Origin of the sequence: Streptomyces sp. HD (assembly GCF_028369295.1) — a bacterium.
In the GTDB taxonomy this organism is placed as follows: domain Bacteria; phylum Actinomycetota; class Actinomycetes; order Streptomycetales; family Streptomycetaceae; genus Streptomyces.
Genome location: NZ_JAQMYP010000001.1, coordinates 240,024 through 263,097 on the forward strand (window position 1 = coordinate 240,024; position 23,074 = coordinate 263,097).

17 protein-coding genes and 2 pseudogenes are annotated in these 23,074 nt (G+C 71.2%); 11 read left to right on the forward strand and 8 right to left on the reverse strand.

Translation table 11 applies throughout. The features are described from left to right. Window positions 1-32: 32 nt before the first annotated feature. Both POF73_RS01120 and POF73_RS01125 read left to right on the forward strand, forming a co-directional pair. Window positions 33-2,261 (forward strand): MMPL family transporter, encoded by a 2,229-nt coding sequence (locus POF73_RS01120; RefSeq protein WP_272112441.1) that lies wholly within the window; start codon window positions 33-35, stop codon window positions 2,259-2,261. A gap of 230 nt (window positions 2,262-2,491) precedes the next feature. Continuing rightward, on the forward strand, window positions 2,492-3,535 hold the full coding sequence (locus tag POF73_RS01125) for a zinc-dependent alcohol dehydrogenase family protein (protein WP_272112442.1): 1,044 nt from the start codon (window positions 2,492-2,494) through the stop codon (window positions 3,533-3,535). Here POF73_RS01125 and POF73_RS01130 read toward each other — a convergent pair. The 4 genes from POF73_RS01130 to POF73_RS01145 all read right to left on the reverse strand — a co-directional run bounded on the left by POF73_RS01130 (window position 3,516) and on the right by POF73_RS01145 (window position 6,623). Further along, window positions 3,516-4,079 carry a GNAT family N-acetyltransferase gene (locus POF73_RS01130; RefSeq protein ID WP_272112443.1) on the reverse strand — a complete coding sequence of 188 codons (564 nt, stop codon included), beginning with the start codon at window positions 4,077-4,079 and terminating at the stop codon, window positions 3,516-3,518. The genes POF73_RS01125 and POF73_RS01130 overlap by 20 nt on opposite strands. A 53-nt stretch (window positions 4,080-4,132) precedes the next feature. Further along, window positions 4,133-4,333: a helix-turn-helix transcriptional regulator gene (locus tag POF73_RS01135; RefSeq protein ID WP_272112444.1), complete on the reverse strand. Its 201-nt coding sequence runs from the start codon at window positions 4,331-4,333 to the stop codon at window positions 4,133-4,135. A gap of 328 nt (window positions 4,334-4,661) precedes the next feature. Further along, complete coding sequence (locus POF73_RS01140) at window positions 4,662-5,501, reverse strand: helix-turn-helix domain-containing protein (protein WP_272112445.1); 840 nt, start codon at window positions 5,499-5,501, stop codon at window positions 4,662-4,664. A 204-nt stretch (window positions 5,502-5,705) separates the two neighbouring features. Then, window positions 5,706-6,623 carry a sugar phosphate isomerase/epimerase family protein gene (locus tag POF73_RS01145; protein ID WP_272112446.1) on the reverse strand — a complete coding sequence of 306 codons (918 nt, stop codon included), beginning with the start codon at window positions 6,621-6,623 and terminating at the stop codon, window positions 5,706-5,708. A 124-nt stretch (window positions 6,624-6,747) separates the two neighbouring features. On the opposite strand from POF73_RS01145, the gene iolC reads away from it, so the two are divergent. The 6 genes and pseudogenes from iolC to POF73_RS01175 all read left to right on the forward strand — a co-directional run bounded on the left by iolC (window position 6,748) and on the right by POF73_RS01175 (window position 13,943). Further along, on the forward strand, window positions 6,748-7,698 hold the full coding sequence (gene iolC, locus POF73_RS01150; protein WP_272112447.1) for a 5-dehydro-2-deoxygluconokinase: 951 nt from the start codon (window positions 6,748-6,750) through the stop codon (window positions 7,696-7,698). Next, the gene (locus POF73_RS01155) at window positions 7,695-8,576 is read left to right on the forward strand and encodes a Cgl0159 family (beta/alpha)8-fold protein (protein WP_272112448.1); all 882 of its coding nucleotides are present in this window, start codon (window positions 7,695-7,697) and stop codon (window positions 8,574-8,576) included. Before iolC ends, POF73_RS01155 begins: the two co-directional genes overlap by 4 nt. A gap of 34 nt (window positions 8,577-8,610) precedes the next feature. Further along, window positions 8,611-8,760, forward strand: a pseudogene (locus POF73_RS46140) (5-deoxy-glucuronate isomerase); the annotation flags it as partial. A 73-nt stretch (window positions 8,761-8,833) separates the two neighbouring features. Then, the gene (gene iolD / locus POF73_RS01165; protein ID WP_272112449.1) at window positions 8,834-10,720 is read left to right on the forward strand and encodes a 3D-(3,5/4)-trihydroxycyclohexane-1,2-dione acylhydrolase (decyclizing); all 1,887 of its coding nucleotides are present in this window, start codon (window positions 8,834-8,836) and stop codon (window positions 10,718-10,720) included. A 103-nt stretch (window positions 10,721-10,823) separates the two neighbouring features. Next, the gene (gene mmsA, locus POF73_RS01170; RefSeq protein WP_272112450.1) at window positions 10,824-12,326 is read left to right on the forward strand and encodes a CoA-acylating methylmalonate-semialdehyde dehydrogenase; all 1,503 of its coding nucleotides are present in this window, start codon (window positions 10,824-10,826) and stop codon (window positions 12,324-12,326) included. Between the two features lie 219 nt (window positions 12,327-12,545). Next, window positions 12,546-13,943: an APC family permease gene (locus POF73_RS01175; protein ID WP_272112451.1), complete on the forward strand. Its 1,398-nt coding sequence runs from the start codon at window positions 12,546-12,548 to the stop codon at window positions 13,941-13,943. Between the two features lie 22 nt (window positions 13,944-13,965). Here the strand turns inward: POF73_RS01175 and POF73_RS01180 are convergent, their stop codons facing one another. From POF73_RS01180 to POF73_RS01190, 3 genes and pseudogenes are all read right to left on the reverse strand, one after another. After that, entirely contained in the window at window positions 13,966-14,829 is an 864-nt protein-coding gene (locus POF73_RS01180) for an aminoglycoside N(3)-acetyltransferase (RefSeq protein ID WP_272112452.1), read from the reverse strand. A gap of 43 nt (window positions 14,830-14,872) precedes the next feature. Beyond that, window positions 14,873-16,027: pseudogene (locus POF73_RS01185) on the reverse strand (FxsB family cyclophane-forming radical SAM/SPASM peptide maturase); the annotation flags it as partial. Window positions 16,028-16,110: 83 nt separating this feature from the next. After that, window positions 16,111-16,842: a hypothetical protein gene (locus POF73_RS01190; protein WP_272112453.1), complete on the reverse strand. Its 732-nt coding sequence runs from the start codon at window positions 16,840-16,842 to the stop codon at window positions 16,111-16,113. Between the two features lie 214 nt (window positions 16,843-17,056). Here POF73_RS01190 and POF73_RS01195 point away from each other — a divergent pair, with 214 nt between their 5' ends. From POF73_RS01195 to POF73_RS01205, 3 genes are all read left to right on the forward strand, one after another. Then, on the forward strand, window positions 17,057-19,708 hold the full coding sequence (locus POF73_RS01195; RefSeq protein ID WP_272112454.1) for a CocE/NonD family hydrolase: 2,652 nt from the start codon (window positions 17,057-17,059) through the stop codon (window positions 19,706-19,708). Next, the gene (locus tag POF73_RS01200; RefSeq protein WP_272112455.1) at window positions 19,705-20,577 is read left to right on the forward strand and encodes an ABC transporter permease; all 873 of its coding nucleotides are present in this window, start codon (window positions 19,705-19,707) and stop codon (window positions 20,575-20,577) included. Before POF73_RS01195 ends, POF73_RS01200 begins: the two co-directional genes overlap by 4 nt. Window positions 20,578-20,724: 147 nt before the next feature. Beyond that, on the forward strand, window positions 20,725-22,332 hold the full coding sequence (locus POF73_RS01205; RefSeq protein WP_443049381.1) for a YfbK domain-containing protein: 1,608 nt from the start codon (window positions 20,725-20,727) through the stop codon (window positions 22,330-22,332). Here POF73_RS01205 and POF73_RS01210 read toward each other — a convergent pair. Then, entirely contained in the window at window positions 22,323-22,940 is a 618-nt protein-coding gene (locus POF73_RS01210; protein WP_272112457.1) for a chorismate mutase, read from the reverse strand. The genes POF73_RS01205 and POF73_RS01210 overlap by 10 nt on opposite strands. Between the last annotated feature and the right edge of the window lie 134 nt (window positions 22,941-23,074).

The window sequence follows — 23,074 nt, forward strand, 5'->3', positions numbered from 1 at the left end:
AGGATGGATCAGGGTGAAGGGGACACCGCACAATGACTGAAGTCAACAGGCCGCCCCGTGTCGGAGGCTGGACCCGATTCGTGACAGCCCGCCCTCGGTTGTCGCTGCTCGTGGCCCTGGTGATCACCGCGCTCGCCGTGGTGGCGGGCAGCGGTGTCGCCGACCGCCTGGGCAGTGGCGGCTGGGAGGACCCGCACGCCGACTCGACGTACGCGACCAAGGCGCTGGAGCGCGAGTTCCCCGCCTCCCAGCCCAATCTCCTGCTCCTCGTGGACGCCGGTAGCGCCTCCGTGGACGACCCGGCGGTCGCCGCCGAGGCCAAGCGGATCGCCGCGCGCCTGGCCGGGGAGAAGGGCGTCACAGGTGTCGGCTCCTACTGGCAGGCGGACCCCGGGTCGGCTGCCGCGCTCCGCGCCGAGGATGGCCATGAGGCGCTGATCGCCGCCCGCATCACGGGCGAGGAGAAGGAGATGGGGGAGACCCTGGACCGCATCGCGCCCGAGTTCCGGGGCACGCACGGTCCGGTGGAGGTCGGCGTCGGTGGCCCGGTCGCCGTGCGGCACGAGATGCAGACGACCATCCAGGAGGACCTGCTGCGCGCCGAGGCGATCGCCCTGCCGGTCACCCTGGTGCTGCTGGTGATGGTCTTCGGCAGCGCGGTCGCGGCCCTGCTGCCCCTCGGTATCGGCATCGTCGCGATCCTCGGCACCAATGCCGTGCTGCGCGGACTGACCGAGTTCACCGATGTGTCGGTCTTCGCGATGAACCTCACCACGGCACTGGGCCTCGGCCTCGCCATCGACTACGCCCTGTTCATCGTCCGCCGCTTCCGCGAGGAACTGGCCACAGGCGCCGAACCGTTGACGGCGGTCGCCACGACTCTGCGCACCGCCGGCCGCACGGTCCTCTTCTCGTCCCTCACGGTGGCCGTCTCCCTCGCGGCGATGCTGCTCTTCCCGCAGTACTTCCTGCGGTCCTTCGCCTACGCCGGGATCGCGGTGGTGCTGCTGGCCGCGGCGGCCGCCCTGATCCTGCTCCCGGCGGCCCTGGTCCTGCTCGGCCACCGGGTCAACTCCCTGGACCTGCGCCGCCTGTTCCGGCGCGGGCGGCAGAAGGACTCCGCTCGCGCAGCCGGTGCCGCGGAGGGCAGGGCATGGGCCCGCATGGCGAACCTCGTCATGCGCCGCGCCCCGTTCTTCGCCCTGGGCACCACCGCCGTCCTGGTGCTGCTCGGACTGCCCTTCCTGGGCGTGAAGTTCGGCACGGCAGACGACCGTCAGCTGCCGTCGAGCGCCGAGTCCCATGTGGTGCAGCAGCACATCCGCGACGGCTTCCCGGGCAGCCCGGGCGGTGGCCTGGAGGTGCTGGCCGAGGGGCGGGCGACACCTGCGCAGTACGCCGACTACAAGGAGCGGATCGCCGCCCTCCCGGATGTGGTCCGGGTCGACGGGCCGCTGGTGCGGGGCGACTCGGCGTACTTCACGGTGCTGCCCAAGGGCGAGGCGGTGGACGTCCCGGCCCAGCACCTGGTCGACGAACTGCGCGCCGCACAGGCGCCGTTCGACACCAAGGTGACCGGCACGGCAGCCGTCCTGGTCGACTCCAAGGACGCGATAGCCGAAAGTCTGCCGCTGGCGGCCGCCTTCATCGCCGTCGTCACCCTGCTGCTGGTGTTCCTGCTGACCGGCAGTGTGCTGATCCCGATCCAGGCGGTAGTGCTCAACGCGCTGAGTCTCACCGCGATGTTCGGCGCGGTGGTCTGGGTCTTCCAGGACGGCCACCTCTCCGGCCTGCTTGGCTTCACCAGCCCCGGCTCGATCGAGACGACCCTCCCGGTGCTGATGTTCTGCGTCGCCTTCGGCCTGTCCATGGACTACGGCGTGTTCCTGCTCTCCCGCATCAAGGAGGAGTACGACACGACGGGCGACCACGACCAGGCGGTCCGCCACGGCCTGCAGCGCACCGGCGGACTGATCACGGCGGCCGCGGTGATCCTCGCGGTGGTGATGGTCGCGATAGGCACCTCCCGGGTGACCAACACCAAGATGCTCGGCCTCGGTATCGCCCTGGCGGTGCTGATGGACGCGATGATCGTCCGCAGCCTCCTGGTCCCGGCGGTGATGCGCCTGACGGGGCGGGCGACCTGGTGGGCGCCGGGGCCGTTGCGGCGGTTCCACGAGCGGTTCGGGGTGAGTGAGGGAGGCGACGAACCGACGACGACTGCGGAGGAGGAGCGGGACAAGGTGGCGGTGGGCGGCTAGCGTTCCGCAGGGCAGGATGATCTCCGCGGACGGCAGGGATGCCTTGGCCGACGGCCACGGCCCACCAACTTCTACTGTCCCGACGACACCGGCCGCGAGAGAGCTGAAGGGGCGCGCCGGTGTCGAGAGTGCGAGCGTGCGGAGGCCCGAAGGGTCGAGCACGGTCGTGCTCTCGACACCGGCATGTGGCGCCCCGTAGGCGAACGGAGCCAAAACAGAGGAGCGCGGGGATGCGGGCAGTCGTGTTCGAGCGGTACGGGGAACCGGCCGAGGTGCGTGAAGTGGCCGACCCGCAACCCGCGCCCCACGGAGTGACCGTGCGGGTCGAGGCGACCGGGCTGTGCCGGAGTGACTGGCACGGCTGGCAGGGCCACGACCCGGACATCACACTGCCGCATGTGCCGGGGCATGAACTCGCCGGTGTCGTCGAGGCGGTGGGCGACCGGGTGACCGCATGGCGCCCCGGCGACCGGGTCACCGTGCCCTTCGTGTGCGCCTGCGGCAGCTGCGCGGCCTGCGCGGCCGGCGACCAGCAGGTGTGCGAGCGACAGACCCAGCCGGGCTTCAGCCACTGGGGTTCCTTCGCACAGTACGTGGCGCTGGACCACGCCGACGTCAACCTCGTCGCCGTGCCCCAGGGCATGTCCTTCGCGACGGCGGCCTCGCTCGGCTGCCGGTTCGCCACGGCGTTCCGGGCGGTCGTGCAGCAGGGCCGGGTGGCGGCGGGGGAGTGGGTCGCGGTGCACGGCTGCGGCGGGGTCGGTCTGTCGGCCGTGATGATCGCGGCGGCGTCCGGCGCGCGGGTCGTCGCGGTGGACGTCTCCCCGGCGGCCCTGGACCTGGCGCGGAAGTTCGGGGCGGCGGAATGCGTGGACGCGTCGGGCACACCGGACACGGCGGCCGCCGTCCGTGCCCTGACCGGTGGCGGCGCCCATCTCTCCCTGGACGCCCTCGGCTCCCCCGTCACCTGCGCCGCCTCCGTCAACGGCCTGCGCCGCCGGGGCCGGCACATCCAGGTGGGCCTGCTGCCCTCGACATCCGGGACGACACCCGTCCCCATGGCCCGCGCGATCGCCCTCGAACTCGAACTCCTGGGCAGCCACGGGATGGCGGCGCACAGCTACACGCCGATGCTGGAGCTGGTCCGGTCGGGGATGCTGCGGCCGGATCTGCTGGTGACGTCGACGATCCCGTTGGACGCGGCACCCTCGGCACTGACGGCGATCGGGACAGCGCCGGGGGCGGGGGTGACGGTCATCGAGCCGTGGAGCTGAGGGCGGTCCACTCGTGGTCGAGGATGGCCATGAGGATCTCGTCGACCCACTCGCCGTCGTGTATCTGGGCATCGCGCCGGACGCCCTCGACCACGAAGCCGACCTTCTTGTACACGTGCAGGGCACGGTGGTTGAAGCCATAGGCGCCCAACTGGATGCGGTGCAGGCCGAGTTGGCCGAAGCCGTGGTCGACGATCAGGCGGATGGCCTCGGTGCCGATGCCCCGGCCGCGGCCCCGGGGGCCGATGAGTGTGCGGAACGTGCAGGAGCGGGTGTCCGGATCCCAGCCGCACAGGACGACTTCGCCGAGTACCTCGCCGGTGGCCCGGTCGGTGACGGCGAGGTCGAGACGGTCCGACTGGCCGGACGTGGAGCCGTACCAGGAACGCAGCCGCTCGCGGGTGATCTCGGTGCCGGGGTCGAAGGCGAAGTGCTGGACCTCGGGGTCCGTGACGATCTCCCACATGACCTCGGCGTCGGCCTCGCCGAACGGCCGCAGCACGGTCTTCGGGCCGGTGAGCGTGGGCTTGACGGAGAAGTTCATGGGGTCACTGTGCCCCACGCCGAAGGGTGGGGCACAGGCGGTGTTCCGGGAGGTCAGTCCGTCCGTCGCCCACGGTTGCCGGGCCTCGACGCCACCCACGCCCGGACCGTGTCGGGGTACCAGAAGGGCTTGCCGCCCTCCACATGGTCGGGCGGTGGCAGCAGCCCGTGCTTGCGATACGACCGCACGGTGTCCGGCTGCACCTTGATGTGTGCCGCGATCTCCTTGTAGGACCAGAGAATTCGGTCGGTCATCGGTTGCACCTCCCTGCGTGCGCCGCGGCGGCGACCGGGGGCGGTCGTCGGGGGGACCGGGCGCTGCGCTGGCGATCACAAAGCCTGTGACCGGTCAACGACACAGAGTGAGAACGGGGCAGGGGCTGTGTACGGGGTGTGACGCAGAGCTCGCGTACATGTGACATGCGTGACAGGAGGGGTGCGCTTGTGACAGAGGTGCAGCAGACGCGCCCACCGGGGCAAGGGCGCGGTGAGTTGACACAACGGTGGGCCGGACCCGCTGCGCCGGGCCCGACCCACCAGCTCCCCCGCATCCTGCGGCTCCGCCGAGGGCCACAGACTGCATTCAGCGGAGCTGGTGGGTCTTGGAAAAATGCGCACTGCGCTCGGATGCGAGGACAAGACTCGTCGCCTCGCCCGCCAGCCGGTCCGACGCCGGTGTCCCGACCGGTACCTCTCGCGCCGCCGTGAACTCGCGCGGTGTGCACCCGGTCATCGCCTTGAACTCGCCGCTCAGATGCGCCTGGTCGTAGAACCCGCAGACCGCCGCCGTCTCCGCCTGACCGCGCCCCGCCGCCAGCAGCCTGCGTGCCCGTTGCAGCCGCAGTACGCGGGCCGCGGCCTTCGGGCCCAGCCCGATCTGCTCCCGGAACCGGTTCTCCAGGTGCCGTACGCTCCACCCCACCTCGTCGGCGAGCCGCGGTACCGGCATCGAACCGCCCGTGCGCACCAGCTCCGCCCAGGCTCGCACCACCCGCGCCGAACAGGGCGTACCCGCCTGCGACCACCGCGCGAACACGTCGTCCAGCAGCCCGAACCGGTCCGCCCAGGTCGGCAACGCGGCCAGTGCGGCGGCGAGTTCACCGACGCGGGTGTGCAGGGCGTGCGGCAGGTCGTCGGGGTCGACGGTGCGGTTGGCGAGTTCGTACTGCGGCGTCCCGAACAGCGTGAACGCCGCCCACGGCATCAACAGCACCTCGATACCGGCGAGCCGCCCACTGTGCTCACCGACGGCCGGGGTGGTGGTGGGCCCGCAGTACACGGAGACGAGGGTGTCCGCAGGGCGGCCGGGGCGCGTGATCCGTACGGGTTCACCGAACCCGAGCAGCAAAGTCGCCGCCCCGATCGGCACCTCCAACCGTCGCCGAGGCCGCTCCAGCGCCAGCCGCACCCCGCGATAACTCATCACCCCGGGCCGCAGTCGGGGGTGGGGCAGGGCGTGAGCGACCTCCCAGGCCCCCCAAGGCCCTTGCCCAGCCCGCACCCGCACGGCACCAGTCATCCCCCCATACTGCAACGCCCCTTTTAGGGGCGCGGGGAACTGCGCGACAAGCCACACACAACCCGCACCCGCACAATCACAGAACCCGGCACCCCGCTAGGCGCCAGTTCACGCCCCGCACGACCTCAAAAAGGCCCGAGTCCGACGCGCAATAGGCAGCGGAGCGTCCGGCGCACACGGATACATGTCCTGCTCGACAATCGCGAACAGATCCACGTCCAGCTTCTGCGCAGCCTCCAGGACAGGCCCCAACGCGGGCACACCCGAAGGCGGTTCACACATCACACCCTGAGCCACGGCCGGCCCGAACGGCGTCCCCTTCGCCCGCACGTCCGCCAGGATCTCCGGATCCACCTGCTTCAGATGCAGATACCCGATCCGCGACCCGTACGTCTCGATCAGCTTGACGCTGTCCCCGCCGCAGTACGCGTAGTGCCCGGTGTCCAGGCACAGCGACACCAGGTCGGAGTCGGTCCCGTCCAGGAACCGGACGACGTTCTCCTCGCTGTCGATGTGCGTGTCGGCATGCGGATGGACGACGATCTGCAACCCGTACCGCTCCCGCACCTCCCGCCCCAGCCGCTCGGTCAGCGAGGTCAGGTTCCGCCACTGCTCGGCGGTCAGAGTGCTCGGCTCCAGCACCTCACCGGTCTTGTCGTCCCGCCAGAAGGACGGGATGACGACCAGGTGCTTCGCCCCCATCGCCTGCGCGAGCACCGCGTTGTCCGCGACGTGCGCCCAGGTTTTCTCCCACACGGCCGCACCGTGGTGCAGCCCCGTGAACACCGTCCCGGCCGACACCTTCAGGCCGCGCTTCGCCGTCTCCTCGGCGAGGACCGCGGGATCGGTCGGCAGGTACCCGTACGGGCCCAGCTCGATCCACTCGTAGCCGGACTCGGCGACCTCGTCGAGGAAGCGCAGCCAGGGGACCTGGGCGGGATCGTCGGGGAACCACACACCCCATGAGTCGGGGGCCGAACCGATCCGGATGCGGGACAGTGAGGACTGAGGTGACAACGACGTCATGGCGCTCAGCTTCGGCACGCACGGCAAGCGCTGTCAAGGTCTGGTCCGAATGTCTGGACAAAACATTGACAGGGATGTGTGCGCCGGACTAGAAAGCCGGGAGAGCCGATACGAAGGGAACGCGATGGCGTACGACCTGATCACCATGGGGCGGATCGGAGTGGACCTCTACCCGCTGCAGACCGGTGTCCCGTTGCCGCAGGTCACGTCCTTCGGCAAGTTCCTCGGCGGCTCGGCGACGAACGTCGCGGTCGCCGCGGCCCGGCTGGGACGGCGGACCGCGGTGATCACCCGCACCGGCGACGACCCCTTCGGCGCCTATCTGCACGAGGCCCTCCAAGGCTTCGGCGTGGACGACCGCTGGGTCACCCCGGTCCCCGGCCTGCCCACGCCGGTCACCTTCTGCGAGGTCTTCCCGCCGGACGACTTCCCGCTGTACTTCTACCGGCGGCCCAAGGCCCCGGACCTGGAGATCGACGCCCATGAGCTCGACCTCGACGCCATCCGCGACACCCGCATCTTCTGGATCACCGGCACCGGCCTGAGCGAGGAGCCGAGCCGTACGGCGACGCTGGCGGCGCTTGCCCACCGCGCCAAGTCGGGCACGACCGTCTTCGACCTCGACTGGCGCCCCATGTTCTGGACGGACCCGGACGCCGCCCGCCCCTTCTACGCCGAAGCCCTCAAGCACACCACCGTCGCCGTCGGCAACCTCGACGAGGTGGAGGTCGCGACCGGCGTACGCGAACCGCACGCCGCCGCCCGCGCGTTGCTGGACGCCGGTGTCGAGATCGCCGTCGTCAAGCAGGGGCCGAAGGGCGTCCTCGCCGTCAACAGCGCGGGCGACCAGGCGGAGGTCCCGCCGCTGCCCGTGAACGTCCTCAACGGCCTCGGCGCCGGTGACGCCTTCGGCGGCTCGCTCTGTCACGGGCTGCTCGAAGGCTGGGGCCTGGAGAAGATCATGCGGCACGCCAACGCGGCCGGTGCCATCGTCGCCTCCCGTCTGGAGTGCTCCTCCGCGATGCCGACGCCGGACGAGATCGAGGCCGCGATCGCCGCGGGAGCCGTCAAGTGAGCGTCGACATCGCGGAGCTCGTCCGCCTGCGCACCCAGCGGCCCGAGGCGATCGCCGAGGCCGCCGCCCGCCGCGCCCGCCGGCCCCTCCTCGGCGACTCCGGCCGGCTGATGATCGTCGCCGCCGACCACCCGGCCCGCGGCGCCCTCGGCGTCGGCGACCGGGGGCTCGCCATGGCCAACCGCGCCGACCTGCTCGAACGCCTCTGCCTGGCGCTGTCCCGCCCCGGCGTGGACGGCGTCCTCGCGACCGCCGACATCCTGGACGACCTGCTCCTCCTCGGCGCCCTCGACGGCAAGGTCGTCATGGGCTCGATGAACCGCGGCGGCCTCCAGGGCGCCGCCTTCGAACTCGACGACCGCTTCACCGGCCACCGCGCCGAGGACATCGAGCGCCTCGGCTTCGACGCCGGCAAGCTGCTGCTGCGCATCGACTACGCCGACCCGGGCTCCCTCACCACCCTGGAGTCCACCGCCCGCGCCATCGACGACATGGCCGCGCGTCGGCTCCCGGTCTTCGTCGAGCCGTTCATCAGCCACCGCACCCCGGAGGGCAGGGTCAGGAACGACCTGTCCGCCGAGGCCGTCACCAGGTCCATCGCCATCGCCTCCGGCCTGGGCGGCACCTCCGCCTACACCTGGCTGAAGCTGCCGGTCACCGACAACCCCGACGACATGGCCGAGGTCATGGCGACCTCCACGCTGCCCGCCGTACTGCTCGGCGGCGAGGTCGGGGACGATCAGGAGGGGGCATACGAGAAGTGGCGCGGCGCGCTCCAACTGCCCACTGTGCGGGGCCTGGTGGTCGGCCGTTCGCTGCTCTACCCGGCAGACGGGGACGTTGCCGCCGCCGTGGACACTGCCGTAGGACTGCTGTGAGGTCCCCATGACCACGAGCCGTACGTTCCACCCACAGAACGCCTCCGGCGCGGGTAGCCGCTTTGCTTTGGCAGGAGCGAAGTGCGAGCGAAGACTCCCCGCCCGCTACGGCCCCGCGCCGGAGGTCCCCGCCCCGCAAGTGAGCGGGCACACTGAGGTTCCCGGTACGTGCCGTCGAGTCGTGCGGGCGGTGCAGCCGTACGGGAGTGGCGGATCTGCTTCCATCCGGCCCACCTAGAAAGCACAGGGGGTTACCGATGACCTCAACGACGAGGCTCACGGTCGCACAGGCGCTCGTCCGCTTCCTGTCCGCCCAGTACACCGAGCGTGACGGCATACGACAGCGCCTGATCGGCGCCACCTGGGGCATCTTCGGCCACGGCAACGTCGCCGGGATCGGCCAGGCGCTCGTCGAGTACGCCGATGTCATGCCGTACCACCAGGGGCGCAACGAGCAGTCGATGGTGCACGCGGCGGTCGGCTACGCCCGGCAGTCGGGCCGGCTGTCCACGCACGCCGTGACCACCTCCATCGGCCCGGGCGCGACCAACCTCGTCACCGGCGCCGCCCTCGCCACCATCAACCACCTCCCGGTCCTGCTCCTCCCCGGCGACGTCTTCGCCACCCGCCCCGCCGACCCGGTCCTCCAGCAGCTCGAAGTGCCGTACGCCGGCGATGTGTCGGTCAACGACTGTCTGCGCCCGGTGTCCAGGTACTTCGACCGGATCACCCGCCCGGAGGCCCTGATCCCGTCCGCCCTCCAGGCCATGCGGGTCCTCACCGACCCCGTCGAGACCGGCGCCGTGACGCTGGCGCTCCCGCAGGACGTGCAGGCCGAGGCGTACGACTGGCCGGACGAGCTCTTCGCGGAGCGCACCTGGGTGGTGCGCCGCCCGGGCGCCGACCCGACCGAACTCGCCGAGGCGGTACTGGCGATCAGGTCCGCCCGCCGGCCCCTGGTCGTCGCGGGCGGCGGCGTCCACCACAGCCGCGCGGAGGCGGCCCTCGCCGAGTTCGCGGAGGCCACCCGTATCCCGGTCGCCTCCACCCAGGCCGGCAAGGGATCGCTGCGTTACGACCATCCCCAGGATGTCGGCGGCGTCGGCCACACCGGCACCGCGACCGCCGACGAACTCGCCCGCACCGCCGACCTGGTGATCGGCGTGGGGACGAGGTACACCGACTTCACCACCGCCTCCGGCACCCTTTTCGCGGGCGAGGGCGTCCGCTTCCTCAACCTCAACATCGCGCCCTACGACGGCCACAAACTCGCCGGGATGCCGCTGATCGCGGACGCCCGCACCGGCCTGGAGGAGCTGACCGAGAGGCTGGAGATGCACGACCACCGGGTCGCCGGCTCCTACGTCACCGAGTACACCGAGGACAAGGAGCGCTGGGAGCAGCGCGTCGACGCCTGCTACGAGGCCGACGAGCCCGACGTACGGCCGACGCAGCCGCAGGTGCTGGGCGCCCTGGACGCGATCGTCGACGAGACGGACGTGATCATCAACGCGGCCGGCTCCCTCCCCGGCGATCTGCACAAGCTGTGGCGGGCGCGCTCGCGGGACCAGTACCACCTGGAATACGGCTACTCCTGCATGGGCTACGAGATCCCGGCCGCGATCGGCGTGAAGCTGGCCGCGCCCGAGCGCAACGTGTGGGCGCTGGTCGGCGACGGCACGTATCTGATGATGCCGACGGAGATCGTGACCGCCGTGCAGGAGGGCGTCGCGATCAAGGTGTTGCTCGTGCAGAACCACGGGTACGCGTCCATCGGCGGCCTGTCGGAGGAGACCGGAGGCGAGCGCTTCGGCACGGCGTACCGCCACCGCGCGGACGACGGCACGTTCACCGGCGCCCCGCTCCCCGTCGACCTGGCCGCCAACGCCGCGAGCCTGGGCATGCGGGTGCTGCGTGCGAAGACCGTGAGCGATCTGCGCGAGGCGCTCGCCGAGGCCCGCGCGGCCGACACTCCCACATGTGTCTACGTCGAGACCCAAACGGCAGACACAGTGTCGGGCCCGCCGCCCGCGCAGGCCTGGTGGGATGTTCCCGTGGCCGAGACCGCGACGCGACCGTCGACGGTCAAGGCACGTGAGCTGTACGAACGGCACGTCTCGACCCGACGCCGCCATCTGTGCTGAATTTCCCGGAGGATAACCCCCGGACCCCCAGCAGAAAAGCAGGTCGGCCGACGTGACGCCCGCGGACAGCGCGAGGCAAACCTGAGTGGAGGAGTAACCGGTCATGACGAAGATCGTCAACCACTGGATCGGCGGCAAGACCGCCGAAGGCGCGTCGGGCACGTTCGGGCCGGTCACCGACCCGGCGACCGGCGCGGTCACCACGAAGGTCGCCTTCGCCTCCGTAGAGGAGGTGGACGCCGCCGTCGCGGCCGCGAAGGAGGCGTATCTGACCTGGGGCCAGTCCTCGCTGGCCCAGCGCACCTCCATCCTGTTCAAGTTCCGCGCCCTGCTGGACGCCCACCGCGACGAGATCGCCGAGCTGATCACCGCCGAGCACGGCAAGGTGCACTCCGACGCGCTCGGCGAGGTGGCGCGCGGTCTGGAGATCGTCGACCTGGCCTGTGGCATCAGCGTGCAGCTGAAGGGCGAGCTGTCGACGCAGGTCGCCAGCCGTGTCGACGTCTCGTCCATCCGGCAGCCGCTGGGTGTCGTCGCGGGCATCACGCCGTTCAACTTCCCGGCGATGGTGCCGATGTGGATGTTCCCCATGGCCATCGCGTGCGGCAACACCTTCGTGCTCAAGCCGAGCGAGAAGGACCCGTCGGCGTCGATCAGGATCGCCGAGCTGCTCGCCGAGGCCGGGCTGCCGGACGGCGTGTTCAACGTCGTGCACGGCGACAAGGTGGCCGTCGACCGCCTCCTGGAGCACCCCGACGTCAAGGCCGTCTCCTTCGTCGGCTCGACCCCGATCGCCCGCTACATCCACACCACCGCCTCCGCCAACCACAAGCGCGTCCAGGCCCTGGGCGGCGCCAAGAACCACATGCTGGTCCTGCCCGACGCCGACCTGGACGCGGCCGCCGACGCCGCCGTGAGCGCGGCCTACGGCTCCGCGGGCGAGCGCTGCATGGCCATCTCCGCGGTCGTCGCGGTCGGGGCGATCGGCGACGAGCTGGTGGAGAAGATCCGCGAGCGCGCCGAGAAGATCAAGATCGGCCCGGGCAACGACCCGACCTCCGAGATGGGTCCGCTGATCACCGCCGTCCACCGCGACAAGGTGGCGTCGTATGTGGCGGGCGCGGCGGCCGAGGGCTGCGAGGTCGTCCTGGACGGCACCGGCTACACCGTCGACGGCTTCGAGGACGGTCACTGGATCGGCATCTCGCTGCTCGACAAGGTGCCCACCACCGCGAAGGCCTACCAGGACGAGATCTTCGGCCCCGTCCTGTGCGTGCTGCGCGCCGAGACCTACGAGGACGGCGTGGCGCTGATCAACAGCTCGCCGTTCGGCAACGGCACCGCGATCTTCACCCGGGACGGTGGCGCCGCCCGCCGCTTCCAGCTGGAGATCGAGGCCGGCATGGTCGGCGTCAACGTGCCGATCCCGGTCCCCGTCGGCTACCACAGCTTCGGCGGCTGGAAGGACTCCCTCTTCGGCGACCACCACATCTACGGCAACGACGGCACGCACTTCTACACCCGCGGCAAGGTCGTCACCACCCGCTGGCCCGACCCCGCCGACGCCCCCACCGGCGTCGACCTGGGCTTCCCGCGCAACCACTGACGCCGAGCGCCGTCACCGGCGCCGCGCGTCCGGGGCCGTCCGTATCGCGGACGGCCCCATTTTTTTGTGACCCCGCGCTGCGGTTCCCGCACCGCCGGAAAGCCGCCCCGTACGCGGCCTTGACGCAACGCTAACGCGCGAAAAGACGGCCTGCGTCAACGAATTCCGTAGGTGAACACCCATTGACGTAACGGTTTCCGTCAATGTTGCATCCCCCTCGTGACCGACACCCTCACCCCTGTCGAGGGCGCCGTCGTCCAGGCGTCGGACAGCCCCAAGAAGCTCAAGCGCTCCATCGGCGTGGTCGGCGGCACCCTGCTCACGCTCTCCTGCGTGACGCCCGCCTCCACCCTGTTCGTGGTCGTCCCCGACCTGTTCGGCTCGCTGGGCACCGCCACCGCCCTGACGATCGCCATCGGCTCCCTCCTCTGCATCGCCGTGGCGTTCTGCTACTCGGAGCTCGGCACCCTCATCCCCAGCGCGGGCGGCGAGTACGCGATCGTCTCCACGCTGGCCGGACGCCTCGCGGGCTGGCTGGTCTTCGTCCTGTCGCTGCTGGTCGTGATGGTCGTCCCGCCGGTGATCGCGATGGGCACCGCCGACTACCTCGCCCCGATCGCCCACCTGGACCCGGCCATGACCGGCGCCGGCGTCATGCTGCTCGCCACCCTCGCCGGACTGCTCGACCTGCGGGCCAACGCCTGGATCACCGGCGTCTTCCTGGTCCTGGAGGTCATCGCGGCGGGCGTCGTGGCGGTGCTGGGCTTCGCCCACGCCGAGCGCGGCCCCGGCAGCCTGGTCTCGATGGAGGTGGCCGGCGCGGACGGCCGTACGGACACCGTGACGGCCCTGCTGGTCGTGTCCGGGCTGGCGATCGCCCTGTTCGTCACCCAGGGCTTCTCGACGGCCGTCTACCTCTCCGAGGAACTGGAGAACCCGCGCCGCAACGTCGCCCGCACGGTGCTGGCCACCCTCGCCATCTCCGCCGTGATCATCCTGGTCCCGGTCGTGGCCATCACCCTGGGCGCCTCGGACATCGGGGAGCTGACCGGCGGGGACATCTCCGCCATGGTCACCGCCTGGTCCGACACGGCGGTCGGCACCTTCGTCAGCCTCTGTGTCGCCCTCGCGATCATCAACGCGGGCATCGTCATGGTCATCCAGAACTCCCGCGTCCTGTTCGCCTCGGCCCGTGACAAGGCCTGGCCCCAGCCGGTCAACCACGTCCTCGCCAGGCTCGGCCGCTTCGGCTCCCCCTGGGTCGCCACCCTCGCCGTCGGCGTCCCCGGCGCCGCCCTGTGCTTCGTCGACCTCGACACCCTGTACGGCGTCACCGGCGTCTCGGTGACCGGCATGTACCTGCTCGTCGCAGTCGCCGCCCTGCCGGCCCGTCGCGGCTCCCACCAGCACACCCCGGCCTGGCGGATGCCGCTGTGGCCGGCGATGCCGGTGCTGCTGATCGTGGTGCTGGTGTACATCCTGAGCCGGCAGGAGCCGGAGTATCTGCTCTGGACGGGCGGCATCACGGCCGTGGCCACCCTGTACTGGGCGCTGTACCTCCGCCCGCGCCGCGAGACCCGTTGGCTGGTGACGCTCCCGGAGGACGCGCGGACCTGAGCTGAGGCGGCGACGGGCCCGGCTAGCCCCGGCCGGGACCCCGGCGGTGGACCGGGAGCCACCCGACCGCGTGATCGACGGCCGCCCTGAAGGCGAACAGCCGTGCCGTGGCCCGGCCCACCCGCGCGGTGCGGACGCGGGCCCCGCTCCGCTCGAAGGCGGCGCCGACGGCCGCGAAGTCGCTGTCGTCGAGCGCCACGTCCGTGTAACTCCACCAGGTCCGGGCACCCTGGTCCCTGATCACGCAGTGGTACTCACGCAACGGCCGCTCCGGCACGCGGTACTCGGCCAGATGGAACGCCGTGCAGGAGGCGAAGCCCACGCCGAGGAGCAACACCTCGGCGCCCAAGTCGTACAGCCTGGCCAGCGGGGAGTCCTCGCCGAGGTGGCAGCACGGCGCATGGCCGGAGACGAGCTGCCGCGCGAGCGGGCCGATGGCCGCGAACGAGGTCTGGGGATGACCGCTGCGCAGCGCCTCCGGATGCGTACGCACCTCCTCGGTGAGCCGCCCGGTCGACCGGGCCGGGGTGCGCGCGGGGTCGAACGGAGGCATCCGGCCGCGCAGTTCGGCCACCTGTTCCGCGGTCAGCCCCCGTACCCGGCGCTGATAGGTGGGGGAGGTGTCGGAGTTCTCCGGGGTGAAGGTGGGCACCACCAGAGTGCCCGCCGGGCCGAGGGCGGTCCGCAGCGCGCGCACGACTGCCCGGCTGCCTCCCTGGACCGGGCCCAGGCCGCGCAGGGAGGAGTGGGTGAGCAGGGCCGTGCCGGGCCGGATCCCGAGGGCGTGGAGTTCGGCGGTCAGGGTCTCCTCGTCCAGGGTTTCCTCGTCCAGGGTTTCCTCGTCCAGGGCCGACCGGTACACGGGGCCGTCGGATCTGCGCGCCATGATCCCCCTGTCAGCTCCCGTGCCCCTGGGCGGACTCCGGGACGCGGTCGCGGAAATGGCCGATCAGCTCGGTCAGGTCGGGGCAGTGGACCGACGGGTTGTCGAATCCGCTGCCTGAGCGGAAGCGATGGGCGTACAGGCCGCCGCCGCACACCCGCACCAGCGGGCACGCCCGGCATGTCGCGCACAGGTCCGCGAGCCCCCGTCGCCGTTCGCGCAGTCCGGGGTGGTCGGCGACCTCGTCGAGGCTGTGGGAGAAGACGTCCATGCCGGTCGCCGGTGCGCCGTCGTAGGCCGTCTTGAGCGAGTCCGCCTGCTCGATGGTGCCGTCCGTCTCGATCACCACGTGATCGACCGAGGCCGTCCCCAGGGACTCCACGAAACTCGGGCCGCCCGCGAGGAGGCTGAGCAGCGAGGCGAAGAGCCGCACCGGCACGGGACGCCCGGTCGCGAACCACTCCTCCGCGATGGTGATCAGCCAGTCGGCATATGGAGTGGCCCTGTCGTCCGGACGGGCGGGCGGACGGTCCCAGGTGGCGTGCGGCAGCAGGAAGTCGATCCGGGGAGGGGCCAGTTCCAGGAGGGCGGAGTAGACCCGCAGCGGATCGTTCTCCGGATCGACGGTGCACAGCAGCCCGGCGAACAGATGCCGGTAGCGGGGCCGGCGCAACAGCCGTACGCCGCGCACCACCTGGTCGTGACTGCCGCGGCCGTCCCGGAAGCGGCGGTGCCGGTCGTGCGCCGACCGGTCGCCGTCCACCGAGACACCGACCTTGATGTCGTACTCCCGGAAGAGCTCGCAGAAGCGCTCGTCGAGTCGTACGGCGTTCGTCTGGATACGAAGGTCCAGCTCACAGTGGCCCGGCAGGGCCCGGCGCAGTTCCTCCGCCATGTGGCGCAGACGGTCGTGCCCCGCGAGCAGCGGCTCACCACCGTGCAGGATGACGTGCATGGTGCCGATCCCGTGCGCGGCGGCGTGTTCGGCGATGCGCGCGGCGGTCTGCGCGACCACCTCGGCGGACATCACCGGCGGCCGGCCGTGCCAGCTCTGGTCGGCGTGCTCGTAGACGTAGCAGTGGTCGCAGGCCAGATCGCAGCGACTGTGCACCTTGAGGACGAGTTGCCGCAAAGGTGTGGCGTGGGCCACCTCGTCCGCCTCAGATGCAGGAACTGAACGTGGCGGGCCAGCCTCGGTCATCGTCGTGTGCCTCTGCCTCGGGTGCCGGGTCTGTCATCGCCAGGGGTTCCGGGGTGGGGTGCTCGGTCGTCGGCGAGGGCTGCTCATGACTCGTCGGTGGCGCGAGCGCTGCGCATTTCGACTTCGGCCGCTCGAAGGCAGTGAACGATTCGCTCATGGGTATCTCCTACGGCATCGATCACGCGTACCCGGATATACAAGTTGTCGAGCAGGGAGATCGCCGCCACCGAAAGACGGGCCACATGCACCCCAGGGTGCTCGCCCGCCACGGTGAGCGGCGAGCCGGGGCCCAGCGCGTTCAGGTCGAAGTCCTTTCCGATGCGCAGACCCAGTGATTCGAGCCTGGCAATGGCGGCCTCGAATCCCGTCCACTGGATATCCGCGGCGGGAATCTGCTCGCCTTTCGGCTGCACGTGGTAGTCGACGCTCTCCAGGATGGCGCTGTGCATACCCCCGTTGCGGACTCGGACGACCCAGACCAATCTGCTGCTCATGGCCCGGTTGTCCTTGCTCACATACCCGTTCCAGCCGACGATCGGCCTGACCGTCCGTGCGTACTGGGCGCGGGCGAAGACAAAGCCGATCGCCACGGCCAGCAGACTCGACAGCGCCTCCTGGGTGAACAGCGAGAACCGCCACGGCCAGTGCCCTCTGCTGTCCGGGGAGAGATTCCCCCTGGTTATTTCCCAGATCGCCATGGAAATCAGCACGGCGACCAGTGCGAAGGGTGTCGTGTAGAGAAGCGGGCTACGTCGTATGCGGCGCTGGCGGTCGTCGAGATGCCCTGATCCCGGCAGAACGGTGCCACGTGTCATGTGGTTGTTCCCGCTTTCGTTCAGCAGGGCATTCAGTGCCGCACAGTTTGACAGGGGAGGAATCTCCCGCCCAGGTGCTTTTCCGGACATCGTGTGGCCGGCCCGCGTACCACGGATGCGGTACGCCGAGGTGGCCTCGTACGCCCCTGGGAGGTCACCCGGTTCGCTCTCTGGTCGACAACTCCCCGACAGGTTCACCCCGTACCGTTGAAACATGGATCTTCGACTGCCCGGACTGCGGGGGCGGGGGCGGAAGCCGCGGTGGTGGGTCGCCGCCGCGGCCTGCGTCGTCGTCCTCGCCGGGGCCGGGACATGGACGGCCGTCGCCGATGACGACGCGCCACGGGTGCACAACACCGAGCGGGTCATGGACATGGGGGGCGGGGTGCGTATCGACACCTCGTACTTCACGGCCGGATCCGGTGGGCGCCGGCCCGCCGTCCTCCTCGCGCACGGCTTCGGCGGCAGCAAGGGCGACGTACGGCAGCAGGCCGAGGACCTCGCCCGGGACGGGTACGCGGTACTGACCTGGTCGGCCCGCGGGTTCGGCAGGTCGACCGGGAAGGTCGGGCTGAACGACCCGAAGGGCGAGGTCGCCGACGTCTCCAGGCTGCTCGACTGGCTGGCCGAACAGCCCCAGGTGGAGCTCGACAAGAAGGGCGACCCGCGCGTCGGCATGGCGGGCGGCTCCTACGGCGGCGCCATCTCGCTGCTGGCCGCCGGCCACGACGACCGGGTGGACGCCATCGCCCCGGCGATCACGTACTGGAACCTCGCGGACGCCCTGTTCCCCAACGGCGTGTTCAAGAAGCTCTGGGCGGGCATCTTCGTCAACTCGGCAGGCGGCTGCGAGAAGTTCGAGACGCGGATCTGCCAGATGTACGACCGGGTCGCCGAGTCCGGCATCCCGGACGCTCAGGCCCGCACCATGCTGGAGGAGCGCTCCCCGTCGGCCGTCGGCGACCGCATCAAGGTGCCCACCCTGCTGGTGCAGGGCCAGTCCGACTCCCTCTTCCCGCTCGGCCAGGCCGACCAGGCCGCGAAGGCGATCAAGGCCAACGGCGCCCCCGTCGACGTCGACTGGATCTCCGGCGGCCACGACGGCGGCGACATGGAGACGGGCCGCATCCAGGCCCGCGTCCAGTCCTGGTTCGACCGCTACCTCAAGGGCGACAAGAGCACCGACACCGGCCCCGCCTTCCGCGTCACCCGCACCGGGGGCGTCGACTCCACCGACGGTCAGGCCCTGCTGCGGGGCGCTAGCGCGGACACCTACCCCGGCCTGGAGAGCGGCCGTGAGTCCGTCGCCCTCACCGGCCGCGAGCAGAGCTTCGCCAACCCGGCCGGCGCCAACCCGCCCGCCGTCTCCGCCCTGCCCGGCCTCGGCGGCACCGGCGGACTCGCCCAGCTGTCCTCGCTCGGCGTCGGGGTGTCCCTGGACTTCCCCGGCCAGTTCGCCCGCTTCCAGTCGGCGCCGGTCGGCGACAACCTGCGCATCACCGGCTCCCCGACGGCGACCGTGCACGTGAAGTCGACCAGCGAGGACGCGGTGCTCTTCGCCAAGGTCTACGACGTCGGCCCCGACGGCACCCAGCAGGTGCTGCCGTCGCAGCTGGTCACACCCGTGCGCGTCGAGAACGCGGGGTCCGGCAAGGACGTGACGCTCACGCTCCCCGCCATCGACTACGGCATCGAGAAGGGCCACCGGCTGCGCCTGGTCCTGTCCTCCACGGACCTCGGCTACGCCTCCCCGGCCGCACCGGCGACGTACACGGTCTCCCTGAAGGGCAACCTGTCCGTCCCGACCGCCCCCGGTGTGAGCACCGCCGCCGCCCCGCTGCCGTCCTGGGTGTGGTGGCTGCCGCTCACCGCCGTGGCGATCGCCCTCGCCCTGCTGCTGACGGCCCGCCGCCGCACCGCCACTCCCGCCCCCGACCCCGAACTGGCCGAAGTCCCGCTCCAGATCACCGACCTGAGCAAGCGGTACGCGGGCTCGCAGGACCGGTACGCGGTACGGGACCTGTCGTTCCGGGTGGAGAAGGGGCAGGTACTGGGTCTGCTCGGCCCGAACGGCGCGGGCAAGACGACGACCCTGCGCATGCTGATGGGCCTGATCAAGCCGGACGCCGGTGAGGTCCGGGTCTTCGGCCACGCGATCCGCCCCGGCGCACCCGTCCTGTCCCGGGTCGGCGCCTTCGTGGAGGGCGCGGGCTTTCTGCCGCACCTGTCCGGCCGGGAGAACCTGGAGCTGTACTGGCAGGCCACCGGCCGCCCGGCCGAGGACGCCCACCTGGACGAGGCCCTGGAGATCGCCGGCCTCGGCGACGCACTGGCCCGCGCGGTCCGCACGTACTCCCAGGGCATGCGCCAGCGCCTGGCCATCGCCCAGGCCATGCTCGGCCTGCCGGACCTGCTCATCCTGGACGAACCGACCAACGGTCTCGACCCGCCACAGATCCGCGAGATGCGCCAGGTGATGATCCGCTACGCGGCCGCCGGCCGCACGGTGATCGTCTCCAGCCATCTGCTGGCTGAGGTCGAGCAGTCCTGCACCCACCTCGTGGTCATGGACCGCGGCCGGCTCGTGCAGGCGGGCCCGGTCGCCGAGATCATCGGCTCCGGCGACACGCTGCTCGTCGGCACCGCCACGGCGGTGGAGGAGCCGGTCGTCGAGAAGGTCGCCGCCCTGCCGGGCGTGGCCTCGGCCGTACGCACCGACGACGGGATCCTGGTCCGGCTCGACCCCGACGGCAGCGCACAGCGCCTGGTCGCCGAACTCGTCCGGCTCGAAGTGCCCGTCCAGTCGGTCGGCCCGCACCGCCGACTGGAAGACGCCTTCCTCACCCTGATCGGAGGCTCCGCATGAGCACACTCGTCGAGAGCACTGCGCGCACCGAGGTCGCCTCCGGCTACCGGGCGGGCCGTACGCTGCCGCTGCGCGTCGAGCTGATCCGGCAGCTGAAGCGACGCCGTACGCAGGTCATGTTCGCCATCCTCGCCGTCCTGCCGTTCGTGCTGGTCGCGGCGTTCGCGATCGGCGGCGAGCCGGACGGCGGCGGCGACCGCATCACCCTGATGGACACGGCCACGGCGTCCGGCGCCAACTTCGCCGCCGTCAACCTGTTCGTCTCCGCGGGCTTCCTGCTGGTCATCCCGGTCGCGCTGTTCTGCGGGGACACGGTCGCCTCGGAGGCCAGCTGGTCCTCCCTGCGCTACCTGCTGGCCGCCCCCGTGCCCCGGGCCCGCCTGCTGTGGTCCAAGCTCGTGGTCGGACTGGGGCTCAGCCTGGCCGCGATGCTGCTGCTGCCGTTGGTCGCGCTGGGGGTCGGCACGGCCGCGTACGGCTGGGGTCCGCTGCAGATCCCGACCGGCGGCTCGCTCGACACGGCGACGGCGGCGCAGCGCCTCGTCGTGGTCGTGGCGTACATCTTCGTGTCCCAACTGGTCACCGCGGGACTGGCGTTCTGGCTGTCGACCAAGACCGACGCCCCGCTCGGCGCGGTCGGCGGCGCGGTGGGCCTCACCATCGTCGGCAATGTCCTCGACGCGGTGACCGCCCTCGGCGACTGGCGCCACTTCCTGCCTGCGCACTGGCAGTTCGCGTGGGCGGACGCCGTCCAGCCCCGCGCCGAGTGGTCCGGCATGATCCAGGGCACCGCGATTTCCGTAACGTACGCCCTGATCCTGTTCGCGCTGGCCTTCCGCGGTTTTGCCCGCAAGGACGTGGTGTCGTAGGTCAACGGAGGATCACCCACCGGTCTCGACGGCCCGTCACCGTGCCCTCTTCGAGACTCATCCGCAACGCTCCGTAGCGCACGTTCCGGCCCCCTGGCCCGTCACAGTCACAGAAGTCGACGTCAACGGACCAAGGGGGCACGGACGATGGAGCGATACCGACGACACCGACGACACCGAATGCGCCGGGCACACCGAGTGCGAGGGCTCCTCGCACTCACCGCGGCGGCCGGACTGCTGCTCACCGGCTGCGGCGCGAGCGACAGCGGGGACACCTCGGCGGACGACGGGAAGAACGGCAACGCCCTCCCGGCCCCCGGCTACGACCACAGCAGCGGCGGCACGAGCAGCGGCGGGGGCACGGGAACCGGCGGCACGGGCGAGCAGAACGGCACCGACGACTCGGAGTCCCGCGAGTTCGCCCCCGCCCCCGACCACCTCTCCACCTTCGCCCTGGACGTCGACACCGCCTCCTACGGCTACGCCCGCCGAACCCTCGCCGAGGGCCGGCTGCCCGACCCGTCGACGGTCCGCCCCGAGGAGTTCGTCAACAGCTTCCGCCAGGACTACGACCGTCCCGACGGCAACGGCTTCACGGTGAGCGTCGACGGCGCCCGCACCGACCGCGAGGACTGGTCCCTGGTCCGCGTGGGCCTGGCCACCCGCCCCGCCGCCGATTCCGGCGAACGCCCGCCCGCCGCCCTCACCTTCGTCATCGACATCTCCGGCTCCATGGCCGAACCGGGCCGCCTGGACCTCGCCAAGGACTCCCTCGGCGTGATGACGAACCGGCTGCGCGACGACGACTCGGTCGCCCTCGTGACGTTCAGCGACGAGGCCGAGCGGGTCCTGCCGATGACCCGCCTCGGCGGCAACCGGGACGACATCCACGACGCGATCGACAGCCTGGAACCCACCGACTCCACCAACCTGGGCGCGGGCGTGGACACGGGCTACGAAACGGCCGAGGAGGGCCTGCGGGAGGGCGCGACGAACCGCGTCGTCCTCATCTCCGACGCCCTGGCCAACACCGGCGACACCGACGCCGACACCATCCTCGAACGCATCGCCTCCGAACGCCGCGAACACGGCATCACCCTCTTCGGCGTGGGCGTCGGCAGCGACTACGGCGACGCCCTGATGGAACGCCTGGCCGACAAGGGCGACGGCCACACGGTGTACGTCGCCGGCGAGGAGGAGGCCAGGAAGGTCTTCTGCGACGACCTGCCCCGCAACATCGACCTCACCGCCCGCGACGCCAAGGCCCAGGTCGCCTTCGACCCCGAGACCGTCACCGACTTCCGCCTCATCGGCTACGACAACCGTCAGGTCGCCGACGAGGACTTCCGTGACGACAGCGTCGACGGCGGCGAGATCGGCCCCGGCCACACGGTCACCGCGCTCTACGCCGTCCGCACCAGGCCCGGCACGGAGGGCCACCTGGCCACGGCGAGCGTTCGCTGGCTCGACCCGAAGACCCGCACCCCGCACGAGGAGTCCGGCCAGTTGGAGACCGACTCCCTGGAGAACTCCGTCCGCCGGGCGAGCCCCCGCTTCCAGGTGACGGCCACGGCCGCCTACTTCGCCGACGCCCTCCGCCGCGGCGACGACCGCTGGACCAGCCTGCCCGGCACCACGGACCTCGGCGAACTGGCCGACCGCGCCGACGAGTTGGCGACCACCACGGAGGACGAGGAGGTACGCCGACTCGCCGACGCCATCGGCCGGGCGAGCGAACTCACCGGTCAGGACTGACCGGCGCCCCCGCACACCGAGGGCACCGCCCGCTGCAGCCCTTTCAGATGCAGGACGTCCAGCTGATGGCCGTACGCCGACCGGGCGGCCGCGACGTACAGCCGGGGCTCGCAGGACGGCGAGGTGCGCAGCCGCTGTGTGTCCTTCAGCGTGTCCAGCAGCTGCGTGGTGATGCGGTCGAGGATCGGGCGTACCTCCTTGACCAGGTCGGGGCGCTCGGTGGGCCGCTCCTCGGGGTGGGCGTCCCAGCGCGCGTACAGGCCGCGCTGGACCAGCTTGTTCGCCTCGATCTGGTCCCGGAAGACGGCCCGCACGGCCTGCGGGTCCAGCCCGAGCCCGGCCGCCCGCGCGCCGACGTCGTCCAGGATCTGCTGCTCGCGCACCGGGTCGTCGATCGGCTTGTCGGTGCCGTACTTGGCGGCGGCCACCTTGTCGGCGACCAGCAGCCGCTCGGCGAACAGGTCGGTCAGCGGGGTGAGTCCGGGGGTGACGGAGGCCGCCCGCACCGGAGCCGAGGGGGACGCGGCGGCCGGTGCGGCGCCGGTCAGGGACACGGCCGCGGCGGCGCAGGCGGCGACCAGGGCGGACCGGAGACGTCGGGAGTGCACGAGGTTCCCTTCAGTGGGGGATGGTCGTACAGCAACGTACCGACACGCCCACGTTCTCTGTGCCCGACCCATTGACCTTCTGTTACGCATGAGTAAGTTGACTCCCGAGTAAGTCCGACTGGCACGGGAGCCGA